Raw genomic sequence first — 15,792 nt, 5'->3', positions numbered from 1 at the left:
GAACAGCAAATATTATCAAAAGAACTAAGAGAGGATAAAAGGCTACAGTTAACAAATATAACTGAAGAGCAAAAAGCTGCAGCAATAAAGCAACTTGAAGCACGAGGAATCATCATCCGCAAGGGAGTTTAAACGCCAACTGCCTAACTGAAGAGCAGAGCTACCAAACATCTTAAAACACACAGCATTAAGGGGAAAAAACATGCAAAATCCATTTATAAATCCAGCATTTAGTATGACGGAATTAACTAAAGCAATAAACATATTGCCGATAAATTATGGTCGAACAGAAAGTTTAAATTTATTTCCAAGTAGATCGGTAAGATTTCGACATATTACGATAGAAGAGCAAAACGGAGTATTGAGTTTATTACCAACGCAAGTCCCCGGAGCACCAGCAACAGTGGGAAAACGTGGAAAACGAAAAATAAGAACATTTACGATACCACATATTCCCCATGATGATGTAGTGTTACCTGAGGAAGTGCAAGGGATAAGGGCATTTGGGTCAGAGAATGAATGTACAAAGATTATGGAACGTAGTCGTAGAGGAAAACTCCATGCAGCAAAAAAAGGTCGTGTCAGTGTAATAGGTATTGCGCCTTTTGGTTATGATCGTATAGAGCATGTAGATAGAGAAAAGACAAAATTTGAAATAAATGAAGAGGAAGCAAAAATAGTGCGAGACCTGTTTGAGTGGGTAGGTCAAGAAAGAATAAGTATAAAAGAAACAGTACGACGACTAAAAGAGAGGTGTACTGCTTCCCCAAGGGGCAAGGGAGTGTGGAACGTATGTACAATCTATAGAATATTAAGAAATCAAGCATACAAAGGAGAAGCGGCATTTGGTAAGTCGAAGGTAGGGCCAATAAGAAAAGCAGTGAGGGCAAGATGGAAAGTGCGCAAAAGGAACTATTCTGTTTATCGTACTGATGAGGAGAATTGGATAAAAATAACAATACCAAGGATAATTGAAGAGGAATTATTCGATATAGTACAAAAACAACTTGATGAAAATAGAAAGAGATCAAGAATACAACGAAGTGGAAGAAGGCACCTATTACAAGGACTAATGGTATGTCAGTGTTGCAAATATGCCTACTATGCAGCAAAAAACGCTAAGGGAGGAAGGAGCTGCTATCGTTGTACTGGTACAGATGCAAGCCGTTTTGGCGGGACTAGAGTATGTAGCAACAAATTAATACGCATGGAGATACTAGAACCAGTTATATGGGAAGAAATGAAGAAGGTATTGAAAGACACGGATAAAGTTGCAAAAGAACATCAACTTATGCTTTTAGAACATAGAAATAAGCAACCAAATGATGAGATTGAAAAAGAAATAAGCAAATTAGAACAAGGTATCAAAAGACTAAATTATGTCTATGTTTGAGAACGCATAACTCAGGAGGAATATGATCTAGAAGCTGAGGAAATAGAGAAGAAGTTAAAAGCAATGAGAAACCAGAAGGAAGAGGTGGTTGATGAAAAGGAACTACAGAGGGAAATAGATTTTATCATAAGTAGTATAAAAGGTTTTGCCTCTGTGGTTGAATCAGAACTTGGTCAAGCAGATTGGGAGGCTAAGCTTAATATAATTAGAGCATTAGTCAAACGCGTTGAAATTGATCACGATAATATACATATAGTGTTTCGATTTCAAGAACTTGCCCTGGCGGAAATGCAGAAAAAAAATGTTCAACATTATATCAGGAGTCCAGTATTACGTAATTGGCGTCTTATTTTTAATTTTTTGTACTATGCGCACCTTATGTCTTCACAACATTTCTAGCTATATAAGCTGAAACGCGCTTATATAGCGTTTAAGACAGTATAGAACGCCAATTTGCAGGATTAGAGAGTGACAACTAGCTAACACGGGATTTCTTTTGCCTTTTTTTCTACTTAGTAAATTTCTTAAACATTTAAACTAAGGTGAGTTGCATTTAAAAGCATCTGAGTCGCGGTTATTAGACGTTTAAAACATAAAAAAACGCCAATGTTTTTAAATAGATATTAACCGGGGTTTCTTTTGCCTTTCTTTTCATTTGGTAAATTTCTTAAATGTTTATGGTTAAAAGAGCCCAAGAGAGGTGTCATCCAAGTAGCTGACACTGGAATCTAGTCTTTATTATGCAGCCACTTATTTAAAGTTAAGTTTTCTGGATCCAAGTAGTCAGGGCACTGGGATGACATCCTGCTTAGCAAAGATTTCTCTTAAATCACACCTTTTGCATATATGAACTTACGTGTTCAACTTTATTTTCTTCCATTTCTCTATAGCTTGGTAATGTAGAATTTTTTATATGCAATCCGGTACATACTGCAACCAAAGCAGCTACAATACCGCAAATTGCTGCACCAGCCGCAAATGGAACCATTACAGCAGCAGCAATGAATAATCCTGTAATAACAACTCCAACAGCATCTTTCGTTAATGAGGTGTAAAAATTTTCCTTGCTTTCTTTATATTTAGCTTCTTTTTCATTTGGCACAGAAAATTGAGCATTTGTGAGGTTGCTAGACTTATCATTACCGCTTGACATAGCGGGTGTGCCGGCGTTTGTTGATACTACAGGAGATACTGGTTTATTACTAACACTCCTACCGTTACCACTATTTGGTACAGTAGTTGGATTTGTCTTCTTTGTTAATATAGGAGGCACTGTTGCCGTAGGTTTATTACTAACATTTTTGTTAGGTTCTGTTCTATTTTCTTCTACGCTTGGCGTAGTAATAACCTGTTCAGTCCCTGTTACTACAGGTGTTTCATCCTTGTTTACTGCTGATGCGCGTGTTTCTTGATCGTTCTGTATTAGCACTGTCGCTGCTACAGAATTATTTTCTGCAATAGCAGTGCAGAACGCATCATCTTTTAATTGTTGGTATAATATGTATAATTCGTCCTCATGATTTAACTTTGATTGCTCTGCATTAATATTTCGCAGTAGCGTGCTTAGAATCTCAGCATTACTGTTATCAGTATAATGAACAACAGAGCATAATATAGATTTGTCTTCTTCAATTTTGCTAACGTAACACCTTCCTTCTTGACCGATTGCACTAATAATGGTTACTCCATTTTGTAGGAGAAATTTTATAGTGTTTAATCTTTCATTTTTAATTGCATGCTCTAACAATGCATTTCCTAGCACAGCACCTTGCTCACATTTATCTTGAAAATTAATCTCTCTCTTTAATCTTTTTTGCAAGCCTTCAAGATCAGCGATTCCATTATCATAACGAATTGCAAGTTTTATATTCTTATCTATCTTTTCACATAAGTCCTCAACATTATTTAGTGTAGTAGTCTGATCAGTACTTATATTACTGCTACTGAACCCAGCTCCATTTTTTCCTGCGTCAGGTGTATTTCGCTCCTCTTTTTTGTTTATTGCCGATCTAAGCAGTGCAATTATTACTCGGTTTGAGAGGTATGTGCAGTGATCAGAATTGCTGAAGTCCACTTTAAACTCAGAACCTGTTCTAAGCTCTTCCTCAAATGGTGATTTACTTTCTTTAATTATTTTTAAAATATTTCTTATACCATCTTCTGGTATACCTGTCATATGCTTTAAAAGTAACCTAACTTTTGGTAGATCACTATCTATACAAGCATTACTCAGAGCATCAACTTTTTCTTGTTCAGTAAATATCTTATTATCCGAGAGCACCTTCATAATGTTAGTGCGCTCATTGCAAGAAGCTATATTGAGAGCATCTAGTATTGCCGCATGATCTATGTAGTCTAAAAACACCTCAAATTCTTGGACTTTCTCCCCATTAATAGCAAGAGAGAAAGCATTCAATTTTCTTTTTTGATCAAACTTACCGCTTTCCAAAAATATCTTTATAACGTCAGGTTGTCCACATACCACAGCATAATCCAATACAGTCTTAGAAACAGTATCTCCAATATCAATTTTAATGTTTGACTTCGCGAGCAATTCAACAGCTTTTAGAAATGTATTACGATCGTTTAAAGTTGAACGGATGATATCCATAAATAAATCACAAATCTTTGTATCCGTTGTCCCACTTTGTTTTAACTTCTCACCAAACTCCTCAGCAGTTATATCAGGATTTTGAGTTACAATTTCCTTTATCTCTTCATAAGTCATGTCAAATTTTACCACTATTACTATCTAATTTATTATAGCAACTTTCCCACAACCAGTCAAGACATATTGCAGTTTCAAGTAGCATGATATATATTGAATGCTTTATTTATAGTTCTTAAAGCAAATGATGGAAGATTTAGCCTATGAATTAGTTAAAGTGACCGAAACTGCAGCACTTGCTGCATATAAACTAGCAGGCTTCGGTGACGAAAAAAAGGCTGATCAGGTTGCAGTTGATGCAATGCGTACAGTATTAAATTCAATGGAAATAAATGGTACTATCGTAATTGGTGAAGGTGAGAGAGATTCAGCACCAATGCTATATATTGGCGAGAAGGTTGGCACTGGAAATGGTCCTGAAATCGACATTGCTGTTGACCCACTTGAAGGCACTACAATCTGCGCTCACCATAAACAAGGGGCAATGTCCGTTCTTGCTGCAACGAAAAAAGGTGATTTTTTACACGCACCTGATGTTTATATGGAAAAGATAGCAGTAGGAAAAAATCTCCCAGAGGGTGTAGTCTCACTAAAAAATAGCATTGAAAAGAATCTAGACAATTTAGCCAAGGCAAAAGGATGTAAAGTAAATGATCTTACAGTAACTATACTTAATCGTGAAAGGCATGATGAATTAATATTGAAAATCAGAAAGTTAGGAGTAAAAGTTAAACTAATAGATGATGGTGATGTTGTGGCCGTAGTTTCACTAGTAAATGGCAATCACGATATGTATATCGGAATAGGAGGGGCACCAGAAGGGGTGCTTGCGGCTGCAGCGCTGAGTTCAATCGGTGGACAGATGGAGGGAAGATTAATATTTGATACAGATCAGTTAAGAGAAAGAGCAAAAAATTTAAATATTGATGACCCAGAAAAAATCTACACCATAAAAGATATGGCAAGAGGTGAATCAGTGTTTATTGCAACTGGAGTAACAAGCGGAGAACTTGTGGATGGAGTTGAATTTAGTCATAACGTCTGTTCAACTAGTTCTTTAATAATTCTACCTAACAAGCTGATAAAGCTGCAAGTTATAAGTTAGATTAATTATTTTTCAATATATTATGTAAGAGTTAAAGGGAGTGTTAAAATGTTAGATTCATTTTCTCAAGAAAAACTAATTGTACAAGAAGTTCCTCAAGACCGACATAAAAAGAAGGCTGAACCCTTTTCAAAACCTTCTATCTATTGTTTCTTAAACCACTCTGCTGAACGGAGACAGTTTAGGCTGTTATGCCTGGCGGCTTTGTTGGAATAAGTTTTTCAACATTGCTAACAATAAAATTGATTGTATCGTCAGCTGCCTTATCGAATTTATCATTTATCTCTTTTCCTATTTTTTCATTTTTAACATATTCGTGTAGAGCTAAAGCAGTTATAGCTGCACATGCTGCAATTAAGCCAGTTTTTGTTATAATGAGCATTGATAATCCTCCTGCAAATATAAATATTAATCCAATAGCTAGGTTTATAATTTTACTTTGTGTTGTTTGTTTTGCTGCCTGATTCTGATCTACTTTTTCTTTATTCAAGAGCGTTTGATATTGTTTTTGAGAAAATTTTTACCGCGATTGTTGCAATTGCGATCATAGCTAATCCTATGGCTATTTTTGCTAAGAGAAAAAATGATGGGAACACCATCGCAAAGAATAGTAAGCCAGCTCCTAGAATTAGTAACTTATTTTTAGGTTGGATTTCATTTGACATAATAAACCTCCATTTCATAACTCCCGGAGTATACCTAATATAAAATATGGAGATAGTCAACATATTTTATGAAAGGGCACGTTAAAAGTTTTTTTCATGTTGTTCTTCGCCGCCTCGTGGTTAAATTTGGAATTTTAGAGAGAGGGTTTAGCTTTACAAGATGTTTTTGAATATCTAGTGATTATCGTAAGATTCTTACAACCATTTTAGTGGGAAGAATTCGTAAAATATGAAAAAATAACTGCCAAAAAATTGGAAACGCTATAACTTTCTTTCCTTTAAATACACTTTTTAAAATATATGCTGCAGCCTTTTGTGGTTCCCATGTAAAGGGAAGCAGTTTATTAGATTTAAGCATATCGGTTTTTACTGGTCCTGGCATTACGGTAATAAATTTTGTAGCGCTATTAGCATATTGAATTTTTAGTGATTCAAAGCAACTTCTTAGTGCTGCTTTGCTTGCACAATATGCAGAAGCATGTGGCGTTGCATGCACAGCAACAAGAGAGGATATTATCACAAAAGTTGCTGAATGGTTGTAACTAAGCCATTCTTCAATCCAGTTAATAACCCCAAAATAATTAGTTTCAAATGTTTTTCTATGAGTGTCGGTATGAAATTCATTTTCTATCTCACCACATCCTGCATTAAGGAAAAAGAGATTTGGTGTAATATTTTGCCTTTTTAAAAAATCAGACGAATTTCTAATATTTTCGCAATTACCTACATCACACATTACAGGTAAAAAATTACTACCTAATTCTTCTTTTAATTTTTCCAGTTTTTCAGTGTGCCTTGCAATGCCAACCACAAACCATCCATCTTTAATGAGTAATTGTGCTAAACTTTTTCCAATGCCAGACGATGTTCCTGTAATGAGACAAACCTTTCTATCCATGTAGATTTACCTAACATGAGACATGAACTATAACAGCTATTGCCTATTTACACAAGTTAAACTTGCTATAATATTGGCTAAATAATAAAAAAGGAAAGCTATTTATAATTTTGAATTTTTTTAATTATATAAATTAAAGAAAACTTTAGTATTTGCTTACTTGTGATTTAAAATTCTTATATAATACTTTAAATGAGTTAAGTAAGAGAGAGTTAAGTGCAGAATGCGGTTTTAGTTTTACAAGATGGCAAGTGCTTTTGGGGAAAATCAGTAGGTAAAAAAGGCAAGTGCATAGGTGAGGTCTGTTTTACCACTGGTATGACCGGTTATCAGCATACTATAACTGATCCTTCTTTTGCTGATCAAATTATAACGTTCACTTTTCCTCATATTGGTAACATTGGAATAAACCATAAAGATAATGAAGGAGAGAAAATTTTTGCAAGTGGTGTGGTTATGCGTGAACTTTCTTCTATGTCCCACCCTTCTTCATATATCAGTTTAAATGATTGGTTAGAGAAAAATAACGTGATTGGGATATCAGGAATTGATACTAGAGCTTTAACGAGACATTTGAGAAAACATGGATCTCAAAGTGGAATGATATGCCCGTCAAGCGAGACGCATGTGTTGGACAAATTGAAGGAATACAAATCTGTAAATGGGATAGAAATAACCAATAAAGTCAGCTTGCATAGTAATTTTAAAAGTGACCTTAATGCAAAATATAGGGTTGTAATCGTTGATTTTGGCGTAAAAATCAGTATAGTTTCACGCTTAACAGAACTTGGTTGTACAGTTGAATTAATCAGACCAAGCATAGGTTTTGCTCAAAAAGTGTTGAGTATGAATCCAGATGGTATAGTGCTTTCAAATGGTCCTGGTGATCCGCAAGAAATAGGAGAAAGTGTAGTTTCAGAGATAGACATTATTATAAAATCTAAAATACCAATTTTTGGCATATGCATGGGTCATCAATTACTTGCGATTACTTTGGGAGCAAAGACCATCAAAATGGATATTGGTCACCGAGGGAGTAACCATCCAGTTTATGATGTAATTAGTGGAAAAGTTGAGATCACTAGCCAAAATCATGGTTTTGTTGTTGATTCAGCTTCTCTTCCAAGTAATGTTGAAATTACTCACATTTCTCTATTTGATAATAGTGTAGAGGGAATAATGATGAAGGATTACTCAGTCTTTTCTGTGCAATATCATCCAGAAGAAGCGCCAGGTACGCATGATTCGCATTATTTATTTAGACGTTTTATTGGCAATATTGTGTTGTATAAAATGAAATCTGCATGATTTTAATCAGGGTAGGTTTTATTGCTTGATTTTTTAATTTTAGGCGTTTAGTATTAAATACAATAAAAGCTTGAGTTAAGGTACTAAAATAGCGTTCTCTTAACAAATTTTTGTGGAGGAGTGACCGAGTGGTTAAAGGTAACAGACTGTAAATCTGTCCGCATTGCGTACGTAGGTTCGAATCCTACCTCCTCCATTGTGCGGGTATAGCTCAATGGTAGAGCTCTAGCCTTCCAAGCTAGTGACGTGGGTTCGATTCCCACTATCCGCTCTTTTTTTTTGTTGTATTTTTATAAAATCAACATATTATTTATTGATGTATTTGTATTTTTATAAAATCAACATATTATTTATTGATGTATTTGTATTTTAGGTAGAAAAGTTTAAATTATGACAGCAGTAGTGGAAGCATTTGGAAAGCCGCATGTAAATGTGGGAACAATAGGACATGTGGATCATGGGAAGACAACGTTAACAGCGGCGATAACAAAGCATTATGGAAATTTTGTAGCGTACGATCAGATAGATAAGGCGCCAGAAGAAAGGAAAAGGGGGATAACGATAGCAACAGCGCATGTTGAGTATCAGACGGAAAAAAGGCATTATGCACACGTTGATTGTCCTGGACATGCTGACTATGTAAAGAACATGATAGTAGGTGCAGCCCAGATGGATGCGGCGATATTGGTAGTGTCCGGGGTTGATGGGCCAATGCCACAAACGAGAGAGCATATATTGCTAGCGAAGCAGGTAGGTGTTGGATATATCGTGGTGTATATAAATAAAGCTGATGTTGCTGATGCTGATATGATAGATTTGGTGGAAATGGAAGTGAGGGAATTGCTGAATAAATACGGATTTCCAGGGAATGAAGTGCCTGTGGTAGTGGGGTCTGCATTGAAAGCGCTGGAGGATGACAGTAGCGAATATGGAAAGAAATCAATAGATAAATTGATGGAAAAGTTAGATGAGTATGTGGCGGTTCCACCAAGGCCTGTGGATTTACCATTTTTATTGCCAATCGAGGATGTATTTTCGATATCGGGGCGAGGAACGGTGGTAACAGGAAGGATAGAGAAGGGAGAGATAAAGACGGGAGAAGAGATAGAGATAATAGGTCTGAAAGCGACGCAAAAGACGATATGCACAGGTGTGGAAATGTTTAAGAAGTTGCTGGATAAGGGGAGTGCAGGACTCAATGTAGGAATATTGTTAAGAGGAACAAAAAGAGAAGAAGTAGAGAGAGGGCAAGTATTAGCAAAACCGGGGACGATAACGCCGCATAGAAAGTTTAGGGCGGAGGTTTATATATTAAAGAAAGAGGAAGGAGGAAGGCATACACCATTTTTTGCAAATTACCAGCCACAGTTTTATTTAAGGACAACGGATGTAACTGGGAGCATAAAATTGCTAGATGGGAAGGAGATGGTAATGCCAGGAGATAATGTGAGTGTAGAAGTAGAATTGCAAGTACCGATAGCAATGGATAAGGGATTGCGTTTTGCGATAAGAGAAGGCGGTAGAACTGTTGGTTCTGGTGTTGTTTCTGAAATTTTGGAGTGAGAGTAGTAACTAAGATGAAGCAAGATATATATATTAACATTAAGGCTTTCGATTGTTCTTTATTGGAGGAGTGTGTTCGAAAATTTGTTGATGAATTAAAGCGGTCCAATGCAAAATTATCTGGTCCGATTGCATTGCCAAGAAAAGATTCTAAATTTATTGTTAATAGATCTCCTCACGTTGATAAAAAATCTCGTGAACAGTTTGAGATGAGAACTTCTAGGCGTTTGATTGTTTTACATGATCTTACTCCTACTATGATGCAGATGCTTACAGGTTTATCTTTTTCTGCTGGCGTAGAAGTGGATTTAAAAGTCAAGGAAATTAAGGTTTAGGAGAAGGAAATGAAGAGAATAAATTCACTGAGGAGAATTGGTTTATTAATGACGAATATTGGTCATACTGCTATATACTCTGACAATAGTCGCATGGCTGTAACTTTATTGCATCTCAGCGAAACTCATATTGTTGATATAAAAGGACAAGATAAATGTGGCTATAATTCAATCATTTTAGGCACAGGAGATTTTAAAAATATAGCAAAACCTCAGTTGGAATATTTAAAGAAAAAGGGTATAAATAATAAATGTAAGTTATACGAAAGTAGATTAAATGACCTGTCGGGAATAGAATGTGGTAAAAAAGTGGGAATCAATCATTTTGTGGTTGGTCAATATCTTGATATTACGGGTTATTCTATAGGTAAAGGATTTGCTGGTGTGATGAAGCGGCATAACTTCAGTGGGCTTAGGGCATCTCATGGTGTTTCTATTGCTCACAGATCACAAGGTTCCACTGGTCAATGTCAGGATCCTGGTAGAGTATTCAAAGGAAAGAAAATGGCTGGTCATTTAGGTAACAGCAGAATAACTGCACAAAATATGAAGATATTATCCATTGATCATGAAAATAGTATAATTGCTGTGAAGGGTAATAATGTTCCTGGGTTTAAAAATTCCTATGTTTTTGTAAGAGATGCAGTTAAAAAATCTTTACATAAAGATGTTCCTTTTCCGGTAGGTTTACTGTTAGATGTAAATGATGATGCTAGTAATTTGGTAAGTTAGTTATGGAATGTAATTTAGTTAATCTATCTAATAATAATGTAGGTACTGCTCAGCTCAATCCTTTGATATTTTCTGCTAAGCAAAAATTGAGTATTTTGCATGATATAGTGAGATGGCAATTAGCGAAGAGAAGAGCTGGTACTCATAAAACAAAAGGTATCAGTGATGTCTCTGGTACAACAGCTAAACCTTATGGTCAAAAACGTACCGGTAGGGCAAGACAAGGGAGCTTGCGATCTCCTCAATTTAGAGGTGGTGGGATTATTTTCGGCCCTGTTGTGAGGAGTCATACTTATTCTCTTAATAAGAAGGTACGCAAATTTGGGTTAAAAATTGCTTTATCTCTAAAGTATTTAAATAATCAAGTGATTATTCTGGATAATTTAAATATTGATGTGAAGAAAACGTCTGAAATGTGTAAATGTATTAAAAATTTTAAATTTTCTTCCTTTTTGATAGTTGGTGATTATGGAGATGATTTGTTGCATGCTGTTAGAAACTTGCATTATGTAGACTTAATCAAACCTATTGGGTTAAATGTCTTTGATATATTGAATCACGAATGCGTGATGTTGACAAAGGATACTTTAAAGCATCTTGAAGGTAGATTGTTATGATCAAATATAATAATATAATAAAATCTCCTATAATTACAGAAAAGGCCTCTTTTTTGAGGGAGAAGTTTAATAAATATTCTTTGTATGTTTTTGTAAATGTAAATAAGCGTCAAATAAAGTTGGCAATAGAGTCTCTATTTGATGTTAAAATTTCTTCTATAAATGTTGTTAGAATTAAGCCTAAATATAGGCGTTTCAGGGGTGTGATTGGTTGTGAAAAACAGAAAAAGAAAGTTTATTTTTCTTTGATAGATGGTCAAAAATTAGATATAATGAGCGTTTAATATGGGTATGAAATTTTTTAATCCTGTTACTCCGTCTTCTCGTGGGACTGTGTTAGTAAGTAAAGTTGGTTTATCAAAAGATGAGCCAGAAAAGTCTCTTACATCCGGTAAAAAGTCCAGTGGTGGAAGAAATAATTATGGTAGAATTACAACTCGTCATAGGGGTGGTGGTCACAAAAAGAAGTATAGAGTTATAGATTTTAAGCGTAATAGAAGTGGTCAAGGTATAGTTGAAAAAATAGAGTATGATCCAAATAGAAGTGGGTTTTTAGCGTTAATATCATATAAGGAAGATGATATTAAGTCTTATATATTAGCTCCTCAAGGTATGAAGCCTGGTGATATTGTTACAGCTGGAAATGATGCTGATATTTTGCCAGGTAATTGTTTGCTACTCAAGTATATACCTGTTGGTTCTTTCGTTCATAATGTTGAGCTGAAGCCAGGTAATGGTGCTGCGATTGCTAGAGCTGCTGGTTGTTATGCGCAAATCGTTGGTCGTGATGGCCAATATATTTTATTACGACTCAGGTCTGGTCAAATTAGGTTGATTTTATCTTCTTGCAAGGCTACTATTGGTGTAGTATCTAACCCTGACCATAAGAATAGAAAGCTGGGTAAAGCTGGAAGAAGTAGGTGGCTTGGAATTAGACCTACTGTGCGTGGGGTTGCAATGAATCCGGTTGACCATCCTCATGGAGGTGGGGAAGGAAAAACCTCTGGTGGTCGTCATCCTGTTACTCCTTGGGGTGTTGCAACAAAAGGAAAGAAAACTCGGAAGAAAAATAAATCTAGTGATAAGTATATAAAACAATTGAAAGGTTAGTTTATGAGTAGATCTGCGTGGAAGCCTCCTTTTTGTCATCCTTCTATATTAAAGTCGGTGAATAATGCTTTAAACAAGGGGTTTGTTAACATGGCTATAAAAGTTCATTCCAGGGCTTCTGTAATTCTTCCTAATTGTTTAGGTTTAAAGTTTGCTGTTTATAATGGTAAGGATTACATTCCTGTTAATGTTAATGATCAGAATATGATAGGTCATAAGTTTGGTGAATTTTCGCCCACTCGTAAATTTACTGGGCATAGTGGTGATAAAAAGGCGACAAGAAGGTAATTGATATGAAAAACAGAGATGTAATAGTTAAAGCTGGTTCTAGGGTTTTAAAATCAACTCCTCGTAAATTGAATTTGGTTGCTGGTTTAGTACGTAATAAAAAAGTTTCTTTTGCCACTTTGCAATTAAGATTTTGTGAAAAGAAAGCTGCGGGTCTTATAAGGAAGGTATTAAATTCTGCGATTGCTAATGCTCAATATAATTATGGATTGGATATCGATAATTTATATATAAAAGAAATTTCAATAGGTAAGTCTCTTACTTTGCGTAGGGTATGTCCAAAAGCTATGGGTAGAGCTAATAGAGTTAGTAAACGTTATAGTAATATAACTGTAAAATTGGGAGAAATTATATGATTCATAAAAATAGAAAATTAATAAGGAAAGTGCAAAAGTATGGGAAACGTTAATCCTAAAGGATTTAGGTTAAAAATAATTAATACTTGGTTGTCTGTTTGGTATGCTGAGAAGGGTTATAAACAAGGGTTGCATCAAGATTTATCTATTCGCAGTTATATAAATGAATCTTTTAAGCATGCTGGTGTTTCTAAAATAATTATAGAGCGTACAATCGATTTGGTGTCTGTAATAATACATTCTTCTAGACCTGGAGTGATAATAGGTAAGAAAGGCTCAGATATTGAGAAGATAAAGCAAAAAATAGCTGAAAAAGTAAAAAATAATGTGGAAGTGAATGTAGTAGGAGTTAAAAGGTCTGAAATAGATGCAACTTTAATATCAAACAGCATTGCGCAACAGTTAGAAAAAAGGGTTTCATTTAGAAGAGCGATGAAAAAAGCTATTCAAAGTTGTTTGAAGATGGGTGCTAGAGGTATTAAAGTAAGTTGTTCTGGGCGCCTTGGCGGAGCTGAGATAGCTCGTACTGAATGGTATAAAGAAGGTCGTTTGCCTTTACACACTTTACGTGCTAATATAGATTATGCTTTTTGTGAAGCAAAAACTATATATGGTATTATAGGAGTTAAGGTTTGGGTTTATATTGGTAATTAAGGTATATTGAGATGTTTGTTCCCAAAAAGAGTAAATATAAGAAGGTATTTAAGGGGCGAATTAAGGGTAATACAAAAGGTGGTGGCACATTATCTTTTGGAGATTATGGCTTAAAAGCTGTAGAAGCAGGTAGGATTCAGTCTAAGCATATTGAAACTGCAAGGCGTGTAATATCTAGAACATTAAAACGCTCTGGTAAAGTGTGGATAAGAATTTTTCCTGATACCCCTGTTAGTAAAAAGCCGGCAGATGTACGTATGGGTAAGGGAAAAGGTAGTGTTGAATTTTGGGTGTTTAAAGCTAAGCCCGGTAGAATGTTGTTTGAGATTAGCAGTGATGTTCCCATGTATTTAGCAAGATTGGCGCTTGAAAAGGCAACCGCTAAGCTTCCTATGAAGTGTAAATTTGTATCTAATCATAATTAAATGGAGTTGCAATGGATATAGCTGACATTGAATCGAGGTCTTCACAAGAATTGCATGAAATTCTTGTGAATTTGAGAAAAGAGTTTGTTAATTTGGTTTTTCAAAAGAAGTTGGGGCAGTGCAACAATATTTCGCGTTTTAGCTTAATAAGAAAGAGCATAGCTCGTATTCTAACTACATTAAATAAAAGAAGAAGAGAGGAAAAGAATGCCTAAAAAGGTTTTTTGTGGTATTGTAACTAAGGCTAAGTGTGATAAGACTGTAAAGGTTTCGGTATTACAAGTGTATAAGGATGAGCTGTATAAAAAGGTTATAAAAAAATACAAGAAGTATACAGCACATGATGAGAATAATAGTTGTAAACAAGGGGACAAGGTTTTAATACAAGAACACAAGCCTATTTCTACTACTAAAAAATGGGTTGTTGTTAATAGCTCACATTGAATAGGATATTTATATGATTCAAAAAAATACATTGTTGGAAGTAGCTGATAATTCTGGTGCGCGTGCAGTGCTTTGTATTGGTTTATTGGGTGGTAGAAAGTCTGCATCTATAGGTGACACAGTTATTGTATCTACTAAATCTATTACTCCAAGAGGGAAGGTTGAGAAGGGAAAAGTATATAGAGCAGTTGTGGTGAGGGTGAAAAGCCCTATTAGAAAATCTGATGGTTCTGTAATTCGTTTTTCTAGCAATGCTGTGGTTTTGATTAACGATCAAGGTGAACCACTTGGCACTCGGGTATTTGGTCCGGTAAAAAAGTTATCATCTGGTTCTTTTATGAAGATAATGTCATTAGCTGTTGAGGTTTTATAATGAGTGCTAAAATAAAAAGTGGTGACGACGTTATAGTTTTAACTGGTAGAGATAAGGGAAAAATTGGTAAAGTGATTAAAGTTGTGGTATGTGATGCTAAAAAGAAAGTAATTGTTTCTGGGGTAAATGTACATAAGAGACACACTAAACCAAAAGCTGGTAGTAGTGGTGGTATATTAAATAAAGAGTTAGCTATTGATATATCCAACGTTGCAACATTGGACCCTAAATATAAAACTCCAACTAGAATGGGGTTTAAGGTTATAGAAGGTAGAAAAGTGCGTTTTGCAAAAGTTTCTGGAGAAGTGATAGATTAGGTTGATATGTTTAAAGAATTGTATAAAGATAGCATAGTAAAGTCCTTAAAGGATAAGTTTAATTACGGCAATATCATGCAAGTGCCTAAACTTGTCAAGGTGTGTATCAATATGGGCGTTGGAGATGCTGCTACAGATAGTAAAGCAATAAATGAACCACTTGATAGCCTATATTTGATTGCTGGGCAGAAGCCTTTATCAACTTTTGCAAAAAAATCTATTTCTGGCTTCAAGATCAGAAAAGGTGCTACAGTAGGTTGCAAAGTAACTTTGCGTAGAGATAAAATGTATGAGTTTTTAGAAAGATTGATATATATTGCTTTGCCAAGGGAAAAAGATTTTAGAGGATTTAGTGTGAAGCAATTTGACGGTAATGGTAATTTTTCCTTTGGTATAAAGGAACATATCTCGTTTTTAGAAATAGACTATGATAAAATAAGTAAAATTAGAGGTATGGATATTAATATTATAACAAGTGCAGTTAGTGATAAGGAAGCAAAGGAATTATTACTGGCTCTTAAATTTCCTTTTTTTGATTGAT

At 35.1% G+C, this 15,792-nt stretch carries 22 protein-coding genes, 2 tRNA genes and 2 pseudogenes; 22 read left to right on the top strand and 4 right to left on the bottom strand.

The genetic code is table 11. From position 1 onward, the window contains the following. Window positions 1-54: 54 nt before the first annotated feature. The 3 genes and pseudogenes from AAGD91_RS03345 to AAGD91_RS03335 form a co-directional block, all read left to right on the top strand. Window positions 55-132: pseudogene (locus tag AAGD91_RS03345) on the top strand (head decoration protein); the annotation flags it as partial. A gap of 70 nt (window positions 133-202) precedes the next feature. Continuing rightward, window positions 203-1,186 (top strand): annotated as a pseudogene (locus AAGD91_RS03340) (major capsid protein); the annotation flags it as partial. A 270-nt stretch (window positions 1,187-1,456) separates the two neighbouring features. Further along, window positions 1,457-1,792, top strand: a complete 336-nt coding sequence (locus AAGD91_RS03335) for a hypothetical protein (RefSeq protein ID WP_341820600.1) — start codon at window positions 1,457-1,459, stop codon at window positions 1,790-1,792. A gap of 430 nt (window positions 1,793-2,222) precedes the next feature. Here AAGD91_RS03335 and AAGD91_RS03330 read toward each other — a convergent pair whose 3' ends face one another. Continuing rightward, window positions 2,223-4,136 (bottom strand): ankyrin repeat domain-containing protein, encoded by a 1,914-nt coding sequence (locus tag AAGD91_RS03330; RefSeq protein WP_341820599.1) that lies wholly within the window; start codon window positions 4,134-4,136, stop codon window positions 2,223-2,225. 112 nt (window positions 4,137-4,248) lie between these two features. Between AAGD91_RS03330 and glpX the strand changes: the two genes are divergently transcribed. Continuing rightward, window positions 4,249-5,166 (top strand): class II fructose-bisphosphatase, encoded by a 918-nt coding sequence (gene glpX / locus AAGD91_RS03325; RefSeq protein WP_341821505.1) that lies wholly within the window; start codon window positions 4,249-4,251, stop codon window positions 5,164-5,166. A 181-nt stretch (window positions 5,167-5,347) separates the two neighbouring features. Here glpX and AAGD91_RS03320 read toward each other — a convergent pair whose 3' ends face one another. The 3 genes from AAGD91_RS03320 to AAGD91_RS03310 form a co-directional block, all read right to left on the bottom strand. Continuing rightward, window positions 5,348-5,656, bottom strand: a complete 309-nt coding sequence (locus tag AAGD91_RS03320; RefSeq protein WP_341820598.1) for a hypothetical protein — start codon at window positions 5,654-5,656, stop codon at window positions 5,348-5,350. Beyond that, entirely contained in the window at window positions 5,649-5,831 is a 183-nt protein-coding gene (locus AAGD91_RS03315; protein ID WP_341820597.1) for a hypothetical protein, read from the bottom strand. Before AAGD91_RS03315 ends, AAGD91_RS03320 begins: the two co-directional genes overlap by 8 nt. A gap of 181 nt (window positions 5,832-6,012) precedes the next feature. After that, complete coding sequence (locus tag AAGD91_RS03310) at window positions 6,013-6,729, bottom strand: SDR family NAD(P)-dependent oxidoreductase (protein ID WP_341820596.1); 717 nt, start codon at window positions 6,727-6,729, stop codon at window positions 6,013-6,015. Between the two features lie 216 nt (window positions 6,730-6,945). Between AAGD91_RS03310 and carA the strand changes: the two genes are divergently transcribed. The 18 genes from carA (at window position 6,946) to rplE (ending at window position 15,791) form a co-directional block, all read left to right on the top strand. Then, complete coding sequence (carA, locus tag AAGD91_RS03305; protein WP_341820595.1) at window positions 6,946-8,037, top strand: glutamine-hydrolyzing carbamoyl-phosphate synthase small subunit; 1,092 nt, start codon at window positions 6,946-6,948, stop codon at window positions 8,035-8,037. A 114-nt stretch (window positions 8,038-8,151) separates the two neighbouring features. Further along, a tRNA-Tyr gene (locus AAGD91_RS03300) sits at window positions 8,152-8,233 on the top strand. A gap of 4 nt (window positions 8,234-8,237) precedes the next feature. After that, window positions 8,238-8,308 (top strand) — tRNA-Gly (locus AAGD91_RS03295). Window positions 8,309-8,427: 119 nt separating this feature from the next. Further along, window positions 8,428-9,600, top strand: coding sequence for an elongation factor Tu (tuf, locus tag AAGD91_RS03290; protein ID WP_341820594.1), 1,173 nt, complete (start codon window positions 8,428-8,430; stop codon window positions 9,598-9,600). A gap of 14 nt (window positions 9,601-9,614) precedes the next feature. After that, window positions 9,615-9,935, top strand: coding sequence for a 30S ribosomal protein S10 (gene rpsJ, locus AAGD91_RS03285; protein WP_341820593.1), 321 nt, complete (start codon window positions 9,615-9,617; stop codon window positions 9,933-9,935). Between the two features lie 9 nt (window positions 9,936-9,944). After that, on the top strand, window positions 9,945-10,667 hold the full coding sequence (gene rplC, locus AAGD91_RS03280) for a 50S ribosomal protein L3 (protein WP_341820592.1): 723 nt from the start codon (window positions 9,945-9,947) through the stop codon (window positions 10,665-10,667). A 2-nt stretch (window positions 10,668-10,669) separates the two neighbouring features. Further along, window positions 10,670-11,284 carry a 50S ribosomal protein L4 gene (gene rplD / locus AAGD91_RS03275; protein ID WP_341820591.1) on the top strand — a complete coding sequence of 205 codons (615 nt, stop codon included), beginning with the start codon at window positions 10,670-10,672 and terminating at the stop codon, window positions 11,282-11,284. Further along, window positions 11,281-11,568, top strand: a complete 288-nt coding sequence (locus AAGD91_RS03270; protein WP_064124642.1) for a 50S ribosomal protein L23 — start codon at window positions 11,281-11,283, stop codon at window positions 11,566-11,568. Before rplD ends, AAGD91_RS03270 begins: the two co-directional genes overlap by 4 nt. Before the next feature lies 1 nt (window position 11,569). Beyond that, the gene (gene rplB, locus AAGD91_RS03265; protein WP_341820590.1) at window positions 11,570-12,394 is read left to right on the top strand and encodes a 50S ribosomal protein L2; all 825 of its coding nucleotides are present in this window, start codon (window positions 11,570-11,572) and stop codon (window positions 12,392-12,394) included. Between the two features lie 3 nt (window positions 12,395-12,397). Then, the gene (gene rpsS, locus AAGD91_RS03260) at window positions 12,398-12,682 is read left to right on the top strand and encodes a 30S ribosomal protein S19 (protein WP_006279181.1); all 285 of its coding nucleotides are present in this window, start codon (window positions 12,398-12,400) and stop codon (window positions 12,680-12,682) included. Window positions 12,683-12,687: 5 nt separating this feature from the next. Beyond that, the gene (rplV, locus tag AAGD91_RS03255; protein ID WP_341820589.1) at window positions 12,688-13,038 is read left to right on the top strand and encodes a 50S ribosomal protein L22; all 351 of its coding nucleotides are present in this window, start codon (window positions 12,688-12,690) and stop codon (window positions 13,036-13,038) included. Window positions 13,039-13,077: 39 nt separating this feature from the next. Then, complete coding sequence (gene rpsC / locus AAGD91_RS03250; protein WP_341820588.1) at window positions 13,078-13,692, top strand: 30S ribosomal protein S3; 615 nt, start codon at window positions 13,078-13,080, stop codon at window positions 13,690-13,692. A gap of 11 nt (window positions 13,693-13,703) precedes the next feature. Continuing rightward, complete coding sequence (gene rplP / locus AAGD91_RS03245) at window positions 13,704-14,117, top strand: 50S ribosomal protein L16 (RefSeq protein ID WP_341820587.1); 414 nt, start codon at window positions 13,704-13,706, stop codon at window positions 14,115-14,117. A gap of 11 nt (window positions 14,118-14,128) precedes the next feature. Then, window positions 14,129-14,332, top strand: coding sequence for a 50S ribosomal protein L29 (rpmC, locus tag AAGD91_RS03240; RefSeq protein WP_006279350.1), 204 nt, complete (start codon window positions 14,129-14,131; stop codon window positions 14,330-14,332). After that, window positions 14,325-14,561 carry a 30S ribosomal protein S17 gene (rpsQ, locus tag AAGD91_RS03235; RefSeq protein WP_341820586.1) on the top strand — a complete coding sequence of 79 codons (237 nt, stop codon included), beginning with the start codon at window positions 14,325-14,327 and terminating at the stop codon, window positions 14,559-14,561. Before rpmC ends, rpsQ begins: the two co-directional genes overlap by 8 nt. A gap of 13 nt (window positions 14,562-14,574) precedes the next feature. Then, a complete protein-coding gene (gene rplN / locus AAGD91_RS03230) occupies window positions 14,575-14,934 on the top strand; it encodes a 50S ribosomal protein L14 (RefSeq protein ID WP_006279348.1) in 360 nt (119 codons plus the stop codon). After that, window positions 14,934-15,251, top strand: a complete 318-nt coding sequence (gene rplX / locus AAGD91_RS03225) for a 50S ribosomal protein L24 (RefSeq protein ID WP_410541911.1) — start codon at window positions 14,934-14,936, stop codon at window positions 15,249-15,251. The genes rplN and rplX overlap by 1 nt, the downstream gene beginning before the upstream one ends. Window positions 15,252-15,257: 6 nt before the next feature. Further along, window positions 15,258-15,791 carry a 50S ribosomal protein L5 gene (gene rplE / locus AAGD91_RS03220; protein ID WP_010962750.1) on the top strand — a complete coding sequence of 178 codons (534 nt, stop codon included), beginning with the start codon at window positions 15,258-15,260 and terminating at the stop codon, window positions 15,789-15,791. The last annotated feature ends 1 nt before the right edge of the window (window position 15,792 follow it).

This window comes from Wolbachia endosymbiont (group A) of Myopa testacea, assembly GCF_964027115.1.
GTDB lineage: Bacteria > Pseudomonadota > Alphaproteobacteria > Rickettsiales > Anaplasmataceae > Wolbachia.
The sequence above is the reverse complement of the archived record's forward strand: the minus strand, read 5'-3'. Positions and strand labels throughout refer to the sequence as shown.

Coding starts and splice junctions, on each gene's coding strand:
- rplB (WP_341820590.1), top strand. CDS start 11,570: ATGGGTATGAAATTTTTTAATCCTGTTACTCCGTCTTCTCGTGGGACT.
- AAGD91_RS03335 (WP_341820600.1), top strand. CDS start 1,457: ATGAGAAACCAGAAGGAAGAGGTGGTTGATGAAAAGGAACTACAGAGG.
- glpX (WP_341821505.1), top strand. CDS start 4,249: ATGGAAGATTTAGCCTATGAATTAGTTAAAGTGACCGAAACTGCAGCA.
- AAGD91_RS03315 (WP_341820597.1), bottom strand. CDS start 5,831: ATGTCAAATGAAATCCAACCTAAAAATAAGTTACTAATTCTAGGAGCT.
- rpsJ (WP_341820593.1), top strand. CDS start 9,615: ATGAAGCAAGATATATATATTAACATTAAGGCTTTCGATTGTTCTTTA.
- rpsS (WP_006279181.1), top strand. CDS start 12,398: ATGAGTAGATCTGCGTGGAAGCCTCCTTTTTGTCATCCTTCTATATTA.
- rpsQ (WP_341820586.1), top strand. CDS start 14,325: ATGCCTAAAAAGGTTTTTTGTGGTATTGTAACTAAGGCTAAGTGTGAT.
- AAGD91_RS03310 (WP_341820596.1), bottom strand. CDS start 6,729: ATGGATAGAAAGGTTTGTCTCATTACAGGAACATCGTCTGGCATTGGA.
- rplV (WP_341820589.1), top strand. CDS start 12,688: ATGAAAAACAGAGATGTAATAGTTAAAGCTGGTTCTAGGGTTTTAAAA.
- rplP (WP_341820587.1), top strand. CDS start 13,704: ATGTTTGTTCCCAAAAAGAGTAAATATAAGAAGGTATTTAAGGGGCGA.
- rplE (WP_010962750.1), top strand. CDS start 15,258: ATGTTTAAAGAATTGTATAAAGATAGCATAGTAAAGTCCTTAAAGGAT.
- rplC (WP_341820592.1), top strand. CDS start 9,945: ATGAAGAGAATAAATTCACTGAGGAGAATTGGTTTATTAATGACGAAT.
- rplD (WP_341820591.1), top strand. CDS start 10,670: ATGGAATGTAATTTAGTTAATCTATCTAATAATAATGTAGGTACTGCT.
- rpmC (WP_006279350.1), top strand. CDS start 14,129: ATGGATATAGCTGACATTGAATCGAGGTCTTCACAAGAATTGCATGAA.
- rplX (WP_410541911.1), top strand. CDS start 14,934: ATGAGTGCTAAAATAAAAAGTGGTGACGACGTTATAGTTTTAACTGGT.
- rpsC (WP_341820588.1), top strand. CDS start 13,078: ATGGGAAACGTTAATCCTAAAGGATTTAGGTTAAAAATAATTAATACT.
- AAGD91_RS03270 (WP_064124642.1), top strand. CDS start 11,281: ATGATCAAATATAATAATATAATAAAATCTCCTATAATTACAGAAAAG.
- tuf (WP_341820594.1), top strand. CDS start 8,428: ATGACAGCAGTAGTGGAAGCATTTGGAAAGCCGCATGTAAATGTGGGA.
- rplN (WP_006279348.1), top strand. CDS start 14,575: ATGATTCAAAAAAATACATTGTTGGAAGTAGCTGATAATTCTGGTGCG.